This window comes from Williamsia sp. D3 (genome assembly GCF_000506245.1).
In the GTDB taxonomy this organism is placed as follows: domain Bacteria; phylum Actinomycetota; class Actinomycetes; order Mycobacteriales; family Mycobacteriaceae; genus Williamsia; species Williamsia muralis.
Genome location: NZ_AYTE01000027.1, coordinates 21,786 through 36,075, shown reverse-complemented (window position 1 = coordinate 36,075; position 14,290 = coordinate 21,786). Strand labels below are relative to the sequence as shown.

Below are 14,290 nucleotides of genomic sequence, written 5' to 3'. Positions count from 1 at the left end.
GGCCCGGTCTTTCGGTCCTGCTCGCCACAGACACGTCAGGAAGGACCCCCCACATGACCGCCGATCCGTCCCAGGAGTCGTTGCCGGTGCCGGCCAGTGCCGCATCGAAGGTCGAGTTCATCAGCCTCACGCACCTGAACCCGTCCACCGAGCTCAACCCGATCCCGTCACGTGGCATCGACCTTCCGTTCTTCCGTCGCTACGTCCGGTCCCTCGAGGACGGTGGCTTCGACATGACGCTGCTCCCGTACGGGTCCAACAGCGCCGATTCGTTTGTCATGGCCTCTGCCGTAGGCCAACTCAGCAGCACGATCAAACCGATCGTCGCTCTGCGTCCCAACACGGTGTTCCCCACGGTGGCCGCGCAGCAGCTGGCTACCCTCGACCAGCTGACCGAAGGTCGCGCGCTGGTCCACCTGATCTCCGGCGGCAACGACGCCGAGCAGGCCCGGCAGGGTGATTACCTCACCAAGGAGCAGCGCTACACCCGCACCGACGAGTTCGTCGACATCCTGCGGGATTCGTGGACCAAGACAGAGCCGTTCTCCCACAGTGGAACCCACTACAAATTCGACAACTTCGGTCCCGGGTTCGCCCCCTACGGCGCGCAGGTCCCGATTTCGATCGGCGGACAGTCCGACGCCGCCTTCGAGATCGGCGGACGTAAGGCCGACATCTTCAGCTTCTGGGGAGAACCGCTGGCGGACATCAAGAGCCAGATCGAGCGCGTACACCGCATCGCCGCTGAGTCCGGCCGCACAGACCGGCCGCGCATCTGGGTCACGTTCCGCCCCATCATCGACCGCACCGACGACCTCGCCTGGGCCAAGGCTCACGACTACGTCGACCGTATCGAGGCCAACTTCTCGAAGAACCCTGTGTACAAGGCCATCGCAGGCAACACACCTCAGAACGTGGGATCTCAACGTGCACTGGACTTCGCGAACCGTAAAGACATCTACGACCGGGCGCTGTGGACCCGGACCGCGGCAGCCGTGAACGGTGCAGGCGCGTCCACGGCTCTGGTCGGCAGCGCCGAGACAGTCGCCGCGGCGATCCTCGACTACATCGACCTGGGCGCCGACCTGGTGTCGATCCGCGGCTACGACACCCTCAATGACGCCATCGACTACGGCCGTTACGTGGTGCCGCTGGTTCGTCAAGAACTCGCCCACCGCGAGGCCACCGGCAAGCGCGGCACCCTGCAGGCCGATCACCTCGGCGCCTTCGCGACGGCCGGCCAGGCATGACCGTCACCTCGGTGCGGGGCATGACGCTCCCAACGCCCGACCTCTCGCCGTCGGGTCTCAAGGCGCTAACCGCCGAAGTCGCCTCCACCGCTGAGCAATACGACCGAAGTGGAGATATCCCGGTGGCCGGCCTGGCTGCCGCCCACCGCGGTGGGTACCTCACGGCAACCGTGGCAGCACGGTTCGGTGGTCCCGAGGCCGGACCGTTCGAGGTTGTGCAGATCCTCTCCGCGCTCGGCGAAGGCGACCCGTCTGTGGCACTCATTGCCGCCAACAATCTGGCGATCCACCAGATGCAGGCGGCCACGAACTCGTGGCCCGCCGACCTCTACGATGACCTGCTCCGCCAGTCGGTGCAGGGACCGGCCCCGGTCAACGTGATCCGCGCCGAGCCGGAACTGGGTGCACCGGCCCGCGGCGGCCTGCCCAAGACCATCGCGCGGCGGACCGCAAACGGTTGGACCCTCGACGGCCGCAAGACCTTTGCCACCGGCGGGACGGCACTGGCGTACCACCTGGTCTGGGCGATCACCGATGAAGAGGAGCCGAGGGTCGGGCACGTGATCGTTCCCGCCGACTCCGCCGGGATCACTTGGCACGAGACCTGGGATCACCTGGGACTGCGCGCCTCCAACACCCACGACGTCAGCTACGCGAGTGTCGAGGTCGGCGAGGAGAACTTCCTCGAGATCCCGAAGACCGATGGCGTCTACCGCGATCCCGCAGTGGCCACCGGCCCAACGGGTTTCGGCCATCCCGCGCTGTACGTCGGAGTTGCGCGGGCGGCCCGTACGGCATTCGTGACATACGCCCGTGAACGCGTACCGACCGCGTTGGGCCGTCCCATTGCCGAGACCGAACGCATCCAGGCCATCGCCGGTGAGATCGACGCCCAGATAGTGCAGGCCGAAACCCTGCTCTACGGAACACTTCTGCGCGTCGCCGCCGACGATCCCGCCGTGGCGGCAGGCCTGTCACTTGTCAAGGTCCAGATCGCCCGGTCGGTGATCGCCGCGGTCCAGACCGCGGTCGCCGCACTCGGCAACGCCGCACTGACCCGGCACAATCCGCTCGAACGACACCTGCGCGATGTGCTCTGCGTTCGCGTGCATCCGCCCCAGGAAGACACCGCTCTGCTGGCCGCCGGTCGCGCACTCCTGCGCGGCTGATCCCGCTCGACCGCTTCATCAACTCACCCGAAAGAAGAACCACGACAATGCGTCAACACACCCGCACGAGATTCGGCCGTTGGAAGGTCGCAGGCGCGCTCGCCCTGATGTCGACCCTGGTCGCGACCGCGTGCAGCTCCGGCGGAAACGCCGAATCCGGCCCCAGCGGCGACGCCGCCAATCCCGTGCGCGGCGGCACCCTCGACATTGCCTACTTCCCGGACAATCCCACCTTCACGTGTGTTGACCCGTTCCAGACCTACTGGATCGAGCATCGGGGCGTCATCCGCAACATCGCCGACTCCCTGACCGACCAGAACCCCGACACCGGCGAGATCGTGCCGTGGTTGGCCACCAAGTGGGAGATCAGCTCCGACGGCCTCGATTACACCTTCACCCTGCGTGACGGCGTGACCTTCTCCGATGGAGCACCGCTGAACGCCGAGGCCGTCAAGGCCAACTTCGACGCCTTTGTTGCACTGGCAAAGTCGAGCGGCGGCACCGCCTTCGGCGCCAGCTACATCCTGGGCCTCGAGTCCACCGCTGTGGTCGACCCCTCGACGGTGAAGTTCCACTTCACCCAGCCGAACTCGTCCTTCCTGCAAGCGACGTCCACCACAAACCTCGCCCTCATCTCGCCGGCGTCATTCCAGAAGACCCCGGAAGAGCGGTGCCTCGGCCAGTTCAGCGGTTCCGGACTGTTCAAGCTCGACAACTACACCCCCGGCCAGGGCATCTCGCTCAGCAGGCGGGCCGGATACACCTGGGGATCGAGCCTCAACAAGAACACCGGCGAGGCGTACCTCGATTCGGTCAAGTACAGCTACGTCGCCGAGGACAGCGTCCGAACCGGCAACCTGGTCAGCGGCGCCGTCGACATCACCTGGCCCCGTAACCCCCTCACCGTCGAAGATCAGGAACTGATCAAGAACTCTGGCGGCTACATCGAATCCCGGTCGCTGCCGGGTGTCTCGAACACATTGTTCCCCAACGTCAGTGCCGGCAAGCCCCTGTCCGATCCGCAGGTCCGTCAGGCGCTGTACAAGGCCACCGACCTCAAGACCAACGCCGCCACCGTCTACGGCCCCGACTACCCCGTCGTCGAAGGTGCATTCGACCTCACCACGCCGTTCTTCCAGTCGCAGGCAAGCAAGCTGGGCTTCGATCCCGAAGGTGCCGGCAAGCTGCTCGACGCCGCCGGCTGGACCAAGCCCGCCGGCAGTGAGTACCGGTCCAAAAACGGTCAGCAGCTGACCCTCACCCTGCCCGTCGTCGGACAGTTCGCCGCCGGTAACGAGCTCCTGCAGGATCAGTGGCGTCAGGTCGGTATCGACCTGCAGCTGAAGGTGGTCACTCAGGCCGAGTCGATCGGTCTCCTCAAGAGTGGTGGCTACGATCTGATCGGAACCTACTTCACCCGCGCCGATCCCGGTGCGCTGCAGTTCATCCTGGTCGAAGCGCTCGCCAACCAGAAGGCAATCGCCAAGAATGCGGCCACCCCCGAGGTGGCGGCGCAGATCCAGCAGTTGTTCACGAAGGCCGTGCAGACCACCGATGAGGCCCAGACCAAACAGGCCTATGACGATCTGCAGAACCTGCTGATCGATCAGGGTGTCAGCTTCCCGCTGTTCGAACGCCAGCAGCTGGCCGGCGTCAGCAACAAGGTCAACGGCTTCCGATTCACGTCCGAGAGCTTCCTGGCTCTCAATGACACGTTCCTGCAGCCGTAATCGACCACGCATCAACCGAGCTCGACCGGTTGGCCCCGGGTGAAGACCACCGGGGCCAACCGCCACAGGAAGGAACCGCAGCCATGCGCAGGTACATAGCAGGCCGAATCGCCCAGGCGGTTGTGGTGTTGTGGGCAGCATTCACGTTGACGTTCGTGATCCTCTATCTCTTGCCGAGCGATGCCGTCGGCATCCAGCTGGGCGCGGCCGGACTCGATCCGGACACCATGTCGCCTGAAGAGTTGATGGCGGTCAAGTCCAGGTACGGACTCGACAAATCCATGATCGATCAATACTTCTCACTGCTGAGCGGCGCCGTCCGCGGAGAATGGGGGCTGTCGATCTCCAAGCAGGCACCGGTATCCGACCTGATCGCCGAACGCCTCGGCGGCACACTGACCCTCAGTGTGCTGGCCGGGCTACTCGCAGTCATCGCCGGGACCGTCCTCGCGTACCTCGCCGCGTTCGTCCAGTTCAAGCCCGTCCGGATTTTGCTGGACCGCTTGCCCGCGTTCGGCGTTGCGGTTCCGTCCTTCCTGATCGCCCTGATCCTCATCCAGGTCTTCGCATTCAACCTCGGCTGGTTGCCCTCGCAGGGATCGGGTGGTGCCGAGTACCTCATCTTGCCGGTGATCACGATGGCCATCCCCACCACAGCGGCGTTGGCGCAGGTGCTGACCCGGAGTTTCAACGAAACGCTGAGCGAGCAGTACATCGCGACGGCCCGGGCCAAGGGCCTGTCCCGCGGTGCCGTCCAGCGCAGGCATGCGTTCCGCAACGCCGCCCTACCGGCGCTGACCATCTTCGGCCTGCTCGTCGGAGTGACGGTGACGAGCGCCATCGTGACCGAGACCGTGTTCAACCGCAACGGGATCGGCAAGCTGGCGCAGGAAGCGGTTCTCGCCCAGGACATCCCGGTGGTACTCGCCATCGTGACGTTAGCCGCCGCCGCGTTTGTCCTGGTCAACCTGATCGTCGATCTCCTCTATCCGCTGCTCGATCCTCGCATCGCCCACACGACGAAAGTCCGCACGAAGACGAAGGTGAGCTGACATGACCGAGACGCTGAAAGACCGCATCGACACATCCAGCTCGAGTGCCAGTGCACTGGGGATCGATCTGCCGGTGGAGCGGCCTGTCGCGAAACCCGACCACTCGCTGACCCCACCCGGGGCGGCGGAGCCCGGCGGGCGCTGGGGTCCGTTGCGGGAAACCACGGCTAAAGCTGTTCGGCGGCCTCTGTTCGTTTTGACCGTGCTGTTCATCGCGTTTGTCGGGGTGTCGGCGTTCTTCCCTTCCTGGTTCACTTCCTACGACCCCTACCGCACCGCCCCGGCCGACCGACTGTTGGCGCCGAGCACAACTCACCTGTTCGGCACCGACGAGATGGGCCGCGACCTGTGGACGCGGACACTGTACGGATCAACCCTGACGATCGAGGCAGCTCTGATCGCCCTGGCCATCGCAGTCGTGGCCGGACTCACGCTCGGCGTGATCTCGGGGTTCTTCAGCGGCGTCACCGATTCGGTGATCATGCGGTTCGTCGATGTGCTGCTGGCCATTCCCGGTCTGCTGCTGGCCTTGGCGATCGTCACCGCGCTCGGCTTCGGGACCGTCCCCGTCGCAATCGCCGTGGGCATCGGCATCGTCCCCGGTTTCGCCCGGACGACCCGCGCCGAGGTGCTGAGGGTCAAGACCCTCCCCTACGTGGAGGCGGCCCGTGCGGGTGGCGCCTCGTGGACGCGTGTCCTGTTGCGGCACATCTTGCCCAACTCGTGGGGCCCGGTCGCCGTCCTCGCAGTCCTGGACTTCGGTGTCGCGATCATCGCGATCGCTGCACTGAGCTTCCTCGGCTTCGGTGCCGCACCACCGCAGGCCGAGTGGGGCACCCTCGTCTCCACCGGACGCAACTTCCTTGTCACCGCCCCGTGGGTCTCGCTGATGCCTGGTCTGTTCATCGCGATCACAGTGCTGTCGCTCAACCACATCTCCAAGACCCTTCAGGAACTCGAACGATGACCACCAACCTCAGCAAGTCGGCATCTGATTCTCGCGTCCCGATCGTCGACATCCGTGGCCTGAACATCGGCTACCGACGGAACCGGCAGGTGACGCCCGCCGTACACAACTTGGATCTGCAGGTGAATCCCGGAGAGGTGGTTGCGGTCGTCGGTGAGTCGGGTTCCGGCAAGACCACCACCGCGAACGCGATCATCGGGTTGTTGCCCGCCAACGGGCGAGTGACGTCTGGATCGATCAAGGTCGGCGGTGTGGAGATCGCCGGCGCCAAGGAGAAAGTGGTTCGGCGACTGCGTGGTTCGGTGGTCGGACTCATCCCGCAGGACCCGATGGTGGGCCTGAACCCCACTCAGCGCATCGGGGTGCAGGTTGCCGAAGCCGTGAAACTGCGTGGTGTCCGCGGGGCCGAGATCGGTGACGAGGTGATCGACGCTCTCACCAAGGCGGGCCTCGACGACCCCGCCGAGCGGATCCGCCGCTACCCACACGAACTCTCCGGTGGTCAACGCCAGCGCGTTCTGATAGCGATCGCCCTCGCCGGCAAACCCGACCTGATCATCGCCGACGAACCGACCAGCGCGCTCGACGTCACCGTGCAGGCCCGCATCCTCGACCACCTCGAGTCACTCGTCCGCGACACCGGCACCGCCCTGTTGATCATCACCCACGATCTGGCTGTTGCCGCGGACCGTGCCGACCGGGTGATCGTCATGCAACACGGGCACATCGTCGAACAGGGTTCGCCGGAAACCATTCTCGTCGACCCCGAGAACTCCTACACGCGTCGGCTGATCGCCGCGGCACCCGCGCTCGCCCAGGGCGGCGTCATCACACCCCGTTTTGTGGTCGCCCCCGACCAGGTCGAGGTCGACAATCCCATCATCGAACTCGACTCGGTGACCAAGCGATTCGACGTCAGCGGGGGCGAGCCGTTCACTGCCCTCGACGGCATCTCCGTTCGCGTCGCCGCCGGACGGACCCACGCCCTCGTCGGAGAGTCCGGATCGGGCAAAACCACCACTCTGCGGGTGGCCATGGGCTTGGAGAAGCCGACATCAGGCCGGGTTCGCTTCGACGGCACCGACATCACCGATCTTTCCTGGCGTGAACTCCGACCGCTGCGCCGACGCTTTCAGCTGGTACATCAGGATCCGTTCGCGTCGCTTGATCCACGGTTCACCGTGCGCGACAGCATCATCGAGCCGCTGGTGTCGTTCCGGATCGGTGATCGCCGCTCACGCCATCACAGGGCCGCGGAACTGCTCGACCAGGTGGGACTCCCCCGCGACCACCTCGATCGGTTGCCGGTCGAGTTGTCGGGTGGGCAACGCCAACGGGTGGCCATTGCCCGTTCCCTGGTGCTCGAACCCGAAGTGGTGCTCCTCGACGAACCGGTGTCGGCGCTCGACGTCTCGGTGCAGGAACAGATTCTCGAACTGCTCGCCGAACTGCAGGAGCGTCTCGGCCTGACCTATCTGTTCATCTCCCACGACCTCGCCGTGGTCGCTCAGGTGGCGCATACAGTGTCCGTGTTCGAGAAGGGCAAGATCGTCGAATCCGGTTCCGTTGCAGACGTATTCCAGCACCCGGCGAACCCGTATACCCAGCGTCTGCTCGACGCCATTCCAGGCAAACGCGCAGCCGCGCGCACCGCTTCGCTGACCCACTGATCAACCGAACTTCCACTCTCGCTGTACCGACCCGAACCGAAAGGCATCACGGTGACCACTTCCGCCACCACAACAGACCACTGGCTCGGTCAGTGGCATCTCTGGCGCGCCGACCGCGACGTCGCCGCAACCGCACCCCACGGTCTGGCTTCGGTCACCGGCACGTACTGGCTCGATGATCAACCGCAGACCATCAATCCGCTTACCGGCTCGTGGACCGCCGTCGACGGCACGGCCGTTGTCAGCCGTCCCGGCGAGGCCGATGCCTCCCTCGAGCCCGGAGCGAAGCAGGATTTTGATGACGTGACGGTGGCTGTGCTCGCCCGGGCAGGACGCGTGGCGGTCCGGGTCTTCGACCCGCAGGCACCCACCCGCCTGGCACTGTCAGGCATCAAAGCTTTTGACCCGGATCCGTCCTGGGTTCTGGAGGGGACCATCGAACTCGACGATGACGAATTGCCGTTCGATCACGTCGACGGGTTCGTCGGGTCCAAGGCCACCGCGACCATACGGGTGACGGTGGATGGGGCGGCGCTTACGTTGTCGGGCATTGCGAGGCCGGACGGGGGCGCTCAACTCGTGTTCGCCGACTCGACAAACGGCAGCGAAACACAGCGGTTCCGATTTCTTGACGTCGAACCGGCGGATGCGGACGGCCGCGTGGTGGTGGACTTCAACCGGGCTTACCTGCCACCCTGCACGTTCACCGATCACTACCTGTGTCCGCTGCCGCCGCAGAACAACCGGTTCGACTTTCCGGTACGAGCGGGCGAACGCCGCCTGATCGCCAAGGGCTGACCAGGCGGCGTCGGTACTTTCGGGTCAGACGCGCTCGAGAACAACCACGGGGATGGGGCGCGACGTCTTGGTCTGGTAGTCGTCGTAGTCCGGCCACACCTCGACCATGCGGGACCACATCGCCGGTTTCTCGTCGTCGTTGGCCACTCGCGCTCGAACGGTAATCCGCTCGTTTTTGACCTGGATCTCCGCTTCGGGGTTGTCCTGCAGATTGAGGAACCAAGCAGGCGGCGCGTCTGCCCCACCCTTCGATGCCACCACCAGATAGGCATTGTCTTCCCAGGTGCGGAAGATCAAGGCGTGTCGTCGCTGGTCGCCGGACTTTCGACCCTTGGTGAACAGGATGAGGATCTCAGTCCCCTTCCAGTGGAAGCCTTCTTCCCCGTTCGTCTCGAGATAACGCTGGACGTGCGCTTCGCCGTGTAGTTCATCAACATTTGCCATCACTACAGCGTGCCAGCGAAGTTGTGATCAGTCGAGCATGTGCCTGATGTCGTCGGCACTGACGGTCGATGAGAACATGTTCCCGTCGTCGACCACAGCACTGAACAGCTCACGTTTCCGGTTCTGTAGCGCAACAACTTTCGCTTCGATGGTGTCGGCCGACACCAGCCGGTACACGGTGACCGGACGGGTCTGGCCGATCCGATGAGTACGGTCGACTGCCTGCGCCTCGGCTGCCGGATTCCACCAGGGGTCGCACACGAAGCAGTAGTCCGCTTCGGTCAGGTTGAGTCCGAAACCACCCGCTTTGAGGCTGATCAGGAAGACCTTGGTGGTGCCCTCGGTGAACGCGCTGACCGCCTCGGCGCGTTCGCGCGACGACAGTGAGCCGTCGAGGTAGCTGTACGTGATGCCGTCACCGTCGAGTCCGCGCCGCAGCACATCCAGGAAGCCGGTGAACGAACTGAAGATCAGGGCACTGTGCCCCTCGGCGATGAGCTCGGGAAGCTGCTCTCGGATGAAGTCGACCTTCGCCGACGCAACCTCGGCGTCGGCCGGATCGACGAGCCCGGCGTGCAGACTCAACTGCCGGAGCATGGTCAACGAGCGGAAGATCTGGAAGCGGTTCTTCTCCAGGTCGCCCAGCAGCCCGAGGACGATCTCGCGTTCGCGTACCAGACGGGTGTCGTAGATCTTGCGGTGCTTCGCCGACAACTCGACGTGCAGTATCTGCTCCTGCTTGGCCGGGAGATCGCGAGCCACTTGGTCTTTGGTGCGCCGCAACATCACCGGCTTGATCCGCTTGCGCAGCACCGGGAGACGTTCGGGGTCTTCGCCCTTTTCGATGGGTTTGCGAAAATAGTCTGCAAATGCCTTGGGGTCAGGGAACAGTCCCGGCACGGTGATCGAGAGCAGTGACCACAGCTCCATCAGGTTGTTCTCCATCGGCGTACCGGTGATGGCCAGTTTGAACGGCGTCGTCAGACGTCGCGCACACAGATGCGCTTTCGAGTTGCGATTCTTGACGAACTGGGCCTCATCGAGCACCAGTGCCGCCCACTGCTGTTCGTCATAGGCCGGGAAATCGATACGCAGCAATGCGTAGGTGGTGATCACAACATCGGCGTCGGCGATGATCTCGGCCAGGGGTGTACGCCCACGCGCTTGCGTTGCTGTGATGGTGACCGCTCGCAGATCCGTGAACCGGTGGCATTCCGACGCCCAGTTGTTCACCACACTCGTGGGTGCGACCACAAGGAACCGGCCGGTCTCACCGTTCTCCCGGGCCCGGCCGAACAAAGCCAGCGTCTGCAGCGTCTTGCCCAGCCCCATGTCGTCGGCCAGTACGCCTCCGAACCCGTTGTCCCACAAGAAGGACAGCCAGTTGAGCCCATCGAGCTGGTAGTCACGCAGAGTCGCGTGAAGCATCGCCGGTGGTTGGACCGGTTCCGGCGGCCGTGCCGCGCTGAGCGTCGCGATGCGCTCCTGCCACGCCTGCAGCTGTTCATCGACCACACCGAGTTCGAGCAGTTCCTCCCACAGCGTGACGTTTGTGGGTACCGCGGGCACCCTCCCGGACTCGGCCTCACCGAGGACCTCCGCTTCGTCCATCAGCTGGCGCAGCTTCACGAGTTCGGGTGAGTCCAGCGGGAAGTAGACGCCCGATGGCAACAACATGTGCGTTGCACCGGTGGACAATTCGGCGAGCACCTCCGCAATCGGCACCTGCTCACCGTCGACGTCCATGGTGATGTCGAGATCAAGCCAGTCGCTGCCGGCAGGCTGTGAGCCGGCGATATGCACGCGCGCTCGTTCGGTGATCTGCCGGTACCGCTGCGCCACCTCGGCGACCTCGACGATCAAGTCGTCGCGGCGGGCGAGTGCTGGTAGCACCTCGGCGCACAGCCGCGCCGTTTCAAGGGGGTTCAGGTGTACGTCGTGACGCAAGAAGTGCGTGGTGACACCGTTGACCGCCTCCTCGTAGTCGGCAGGTTCCACTCTGTGTGCCTGCCGGACTCGGCCAGAGCCTTGCTGTGCGTCGAAGGCCGCGATCAGTCGCCGGCCCGCCGCGCCCGAGGTGAGGGCAACCGCAGCCAGCGCCTCGCGAATCGACTCCCAGATCTGCTCCTCGACTACGCGGTCTCGCCACGACGGCTGTGTGCCGATGGCGTCGTCGAGGTCGCGCGGTGTGCTGTTGACCAGATAGCGCATCGCCCAATGGGTATGGGCGATATCACCGGTGAAACGGACGGTCACCACCGGCGTCGGGCCAGAGATGGTGGGCGCCACGAACACCGAGTCGTCGACCCGGATCGGTACCGACTCGCGAAGCCGAGGCAACACCACATCGGCGAATCTGGAGACGTCCGCGGCGGGGATGACAATCGGTTGGTCACCGTGCAGCAACGCCGCGGCGGGCGCGTCGACCGAGTCGAAGGGGGCGAGGGTCAGGACGCCATCAGCATCGAGATAACCGATTCCGTGCGGATCGCCCTTTCCGAGAATGGTCACCTCAGACGTCGGCACCACGTTTCCGTCGATGGTCACCTCGACCGAGACGTGGGCATCGGCTCCGACCTCTCCGCTGACCGAGACGGTGAGCCCAGCCCGTTTGGCGACCTGCACGGTGTTGATCCCCGAGGCCGGGTCGCCGAGCAGAGGGATACCCGCTGCTGCTGCCGCGTCGAGTTGTTGCCAGATGGTGGCAGGCGCGTCCGCCAGGATCAGCCCGTGCGGAAGTCCGTACGGGGTGGTGCGCATGGAGTCGCGCGCCATCGACTGCAACACCGAGAGCTGCTGTGCCGCAAATGTTCCAGGCTTTAGATCGACGATGGCCGGCCAGTCGACACCTGACTTGATCCAGGCGCTCCGGGTGCCCGGTCGCATCGGCCGCAACGCGAGTTGGGCCCGGCGAGCTCGCGATGCGAACAGCGAAGGGGAGCTGAGGAACGCCTGCAGCGCAAGCTTCTCCGGAGGTTTCGGGTGGTTTTCGGAATAGAGCACCTGCAGCATGCGCTCCCATTGCGGCGAACGCTCGACTGGCGGAGCGGCTGCGGTGGCGGCCTCATCCGCGAAGGTCAGCAGAAGTGCGACGGCATGCTTGCAGAAATAGCCAACAGGACACGTGCATCCGGCATCGGCGAGCTTCCAGCCGGGACCGAGGTGGCTGAAGGCGACACGCACCGAATACGTGGCGACGCCCGTGCCCTGACAGCGGCCGGTGAGTCTGCGTTTGTCATCGTCCCATTGCACGGCGGCGACACGGTGTTGTCGCGCATACACCGACCCACGCTGGATCGCCCCGGTGTCGAAGTCGCCCTTCAACGCGTCCGGGGTGATGGTGTGCGCCCACTCGGTGGTCATTGGTTGCAGGTTATCGCCGCACGCAGACACGACCAGGCCGGCCGGGGTCAGACCTGCAAATCGGCTTGACGCGGCGGGGCGCTCTTGGGACGTTGTGCGTGCACCGACGACAAAGGGACTCACCGTGGACCAACTCAATCGCCGCAAGGAACGTCAGGGCGACCGCGCTCTGCTCGATCAGATTCTCGACGAAGCCAAGGTGGCCACCGTGACCACAGTGGTCGACGGCCTGCCGTGGTCTGTTCCCATGCTCTTCGCTCGGCACGGTGACGAGATCCTCCTGCACGGTTCCACGGGAGCGGGCGCTCTGCGACACATCGCGGCAGGTGCCCCGGTGGCGCTGTCAGCGTTCATCGCCGATGGACTCGTGGTGGCCGACACGCTCTTCGATCACTCCATGAACTACCGGTCGGCAGTTGTTCGCGGTGTCATAGAGAAGTCGTCGCTCGACCCGGCGCAGGCCCTGACCGCCCTCAGCGACAGCATTCTCCCGGGCCGCAGCGCCGAGGTGCCACCGCACACGAGCAAACAACTGGCCGCGACACTGGTGCTGTCACTTCCCATCATCGATGGGCAATGGATCACGAAGGCGCGCAAGGGCGGCCCCGGTGACGACGATGCTGCCGGCTGGACCGGCGAGGTGCCGATGCGAGTGGTCTACGGCGAGCCGGTCACCCATACCGCCGGTGATGTTCCCGAGTCGGTGCGGCGGTTGGGGTGACGAGGCGGCCAAATTCGGCGGGTCGAGCCGGGGGTCGGTGAGTTCTGAAGAGAGCTCCTACCGCCGCGGTACATGTGTCACCTTTGACAGGTGACTGCGTGGATAGAGGTCCTCAAAACGATGGTCGACGGCCCCCACGCGCCCGTCCAGGGCATCATCCGTCGAGAAGGAACCGTGGAGGGTGGCCTGTACAGTCACGTCGGCGACATCGCTCCGGTGTACGTTTCCGGCGTCGACGACCTCCAAGTGTGGCGAGACGGGCCCCGAATCCGTGTCGAGACTATGGATGGAAACCCCGTTGTGATCACCGACGGGCAGACGGTGTGGCGCTTCGCTCGCGGAGAACCGCTCCCGCTGCGCGCTGACGCTCACGAGATGTCTTTCATCGGGCCGGGCAAAGAACTGCTCGTCACGAGAAAAGCGGGTGAATGGGTTGGCAACCGATGGACGACACCGACTGGCCCAATTCGAGAGATCGAGTACCTCGGTCGTCCGTGTTGGTTCGTGGAACTCGCCCCGCCTCGAGACAAAGAGCCCTACTCCAGGCAACTAACAGTGGATCAGCGCACTGGCGCAGTGCTGCAACAGCGCGTTGACGCCGCGGGGACGTCCATCGGACTCGTCGAATTCACTGCAGGCATACCGATCGAACCCACCAATTTCGTGTGGCATGGCGACATCAGAACCCCTGAGCGCATCGGAGGATCCGGTTTCCACTCTGCGCAGACGCCGAGCGCGGCGAGACGCCTTGACGAGCAGCATCGTTGGTTCCGCGAGCATGTCAGCGCGCAAGACCTGTCGGTCCCGGTCACTCTCGATCTCAACGTCCACCTACTGCGCACCCAGCACGAAGACGGGTCATTCGACGCTGCCATCGGCGCATGGCCGCTGGGCCGATTGGCCAGACGCCCACGATCGACTGAGGTGTGGACACTCGGGTGGGACGTACCCGTCTCGCATGCATGGACCACCGCGGACTTCGATTGGGCCAGCCCTTTTGCTGGGCGACTTGAACTCGGACTCGTTGAGCGGGCTTCAACAGCTGTTGCATCCCGATGAGCCCGTGGTGGCAACACCGCCCCTGGCGCAATGAGTCGCGATCAAGGCTCGGGTCGAGCTCGGGTGA

Annotated in this window: 11 protein-coding genes; 9 read left to right on the top strand and 2 right to left on the bottom strand. The window is 64.8% G+C overall.

The genetic code is table 11. The annotated features are described in order from the left end of the window. The first annotated feature begins 53 nt into the window (after window positions 1-53). The 7 genes from W823_RS47035 to W823_RS47005 all read left to right on the top strand — a co-directional run bounded on the left by W823_RS47035 (window position 54) and on the right by W823_RS47005 (window position 8,636). On the top strand, window positions 54-1,250 hold the full coding sequence (locus W823_RS47035) for an LLM class flavin-dependent oxidoreductase (RefSeq protein ID WP_023959845.1): 1,197 nt from the start codon (window positions 54-56) through the stop codon (window positions 1,248-1,250). A gap of 20 nt (window positions 1,251-1,270) precedes the next feature. Then, on the top strand, window positions 1,271-2,419 hold the full coding sequence (locus W823_RS47030) for an acyl-CoA dehydrogenase family protein (RefSeq protein WP_235189587.1): 1,149 nt from the start codon (window positions 1,271-1,273) through the stop codon (window positions 2,417-2,419). A gap of 47 nt (window positions 2,420-2,466) precedes the next feature. Next, window positions 2,467-4,149: an ABC transporter substrate-binding protein gene (locus W823_RS47025; protein WP_023959841.1), complete on the top strand. Its 1,683-nt coding sequence runs from the start codon at window positions 2,467-2,469 to the stop codon at window positions 4,147-4,149. A gap of 83 nt (window positions 4,150-4,232) precedes the next feature. Further along, the gene (locus W823_RS47020; protein ID WP_023959839.1) at window positions 4,233-5,201 is read left to right on the top strand and encodes an ABC transporter permease; all 969 of its coding nucleotides are present in this window, start codon (window positions 4,233-4,235) and stop codon (window positions 5,199-5,201) included. 1 nt (window position 5,202) lies between these two features. Then, window positions 5,203-6,168 carry an ABC transporter permease gene (locus W823_RS47015; RefSeq protein WP_023959837.1) on the top strand — a complete coding sequence of 322 codons (966 nt, stop codon included), beginning with the start codon at window positions 5,203-5,205 and terminating at the stop codon, window positions 6,166-6,168. Further along, a complete protein-coding gene (locus W823_RS47010) occupies window positions 6,165-7,838 on the top strand; it encodes an ABC transporter ATP-binding protein (RefSeq protein ID WP_023959835.1) in 1,674 nt (557 codons plus the stop codon). The genes W823_RS47015 and W823_RS47010 overlap by 4 nt, the downstream gene beginning before the upstream one ends. Window positions 7,839-7,889: 51 nt before the next feature. Further along, window positions 7,890-8,636: a DUF1684 domain-containing protein gene (locus W823_RS47005; protein WP_023959833.1), complete on the top strand. Its 747-nt coding sequence runs from the start codon at window positions 7,890-7,892 to the stop codon at window positions 8,634-8,636. 24 nt (window positions 8,637-8,660) lie between these two features. Here the strand turns inward: W823_RS47005 and W823_RS47000 are convergent, their stop codons facing one another. After that, window positions 8,661-9,080, bottom strand: a complete 420-nt coding sequence (locus tag W823_RS47000) for a nitroreductase family deazaflavin-dependent oxidoreductase (protein ID WP_023959831.1) — start codon at window positions 9,078-9,080, stop codon at window positions 8,661-8,663. 27 nt (window positions 9,081-9,107) lie between these two features. Next, complete coding sequence (locus tag W823_RS46995) at window positions 9,108-12,443, bottom strand: SNF2-related protein (RefSeq protein ID WP_023959829.1); 3,336 nt, start codon at window positions 12,441-12,443, stop codon at window positions 9,108-9,110. Between the two features lie 124 nt (window positions 12,444-12,567). Between W823_RS46995 and W823_RS46990 the strand changes: the two genes are divergently transcribed. Both W823_RS46990 and W823_RS46985 read left to right on the top strand, forming a co-directional pair. Next, a complete protein-coding gene (locus W823_RS46990) occupies window positions 12,568-13,164 on the top strand; it encodes a pyridoxamine 5'-phosphate oxidase family protein (protein ID WP_023959827.1) in 597 nt (198 codons plus the stop codon). 90 nt (window positions 13,165-13,254) lie between these two features. After that, window positions 13,255-14,223: a hypothetical protein gene (locus tag W823_RS46985; RefSeq protein ID WP_023959825.1), complete on the top strand. Its 969-nt coding sequence runs from the start codon at window positions 13,255-13,257 to the stop codon at window positions 14,221-14,223. Window positions 14,224-14,290 lie beyond the last annotated feature (67 nt).

Coding starts and splice junctions, on each gene's coding strand:
- W823_RS47035 (WP_023959845.1), top strand. CDS start 54: ATGACCGCCGATCCGTCCCAGGAGTCGTTGCCGGTGCCGGCCAGTGCC.
- W823_RS47030 (WP_235189587.1), top strand. CDS start 1,271: ATGACGCTCCCAACGCCCGACCTCTCGCCGTCGGGTCTCAAGGCGCTA.
- W823_RS47025 (WP_023959841.1), top strand. CDS start 2,467: ATGCGTCAACACACCCGCACGAGATTCGGCCGTTGGAAGGTCGCAGGC.
- W823_RS47020 (WP_023959839.1), top strand. CDS start 4,233: ATGCGCAGGTACATAGCAGGCCGAATCGCCCAGGCGGTTGTGGTGTTG.
- W823_RS47015 (WP_023959837.1), top strand. CDS start 5,203: ATGACCGAGACGCTGAAAGACCGCATCGACACATCCAGCTCGAGTGCC.
- W823_RS47010 (WP_023959835.1), top strand. CDS start 6,165: ATGACCACCAACCTCAGCAAGTCGGCATCTGATTCTCGCGTCCCGATC.
- W823_RS47000 (WP_023959831.1), bottom strand. CDS start 9,080: ATGGCAAATGTTGATGAACTACACGGCGAAGCGCACGTCCAGCGTTAT.
- W823_RS46995 (WP_023959829.1), bottom strand. CDS start 12,443: ATGACCACCGAGTGGGCGCACACCATCACCCCGGACGCGTTGAAGGGC.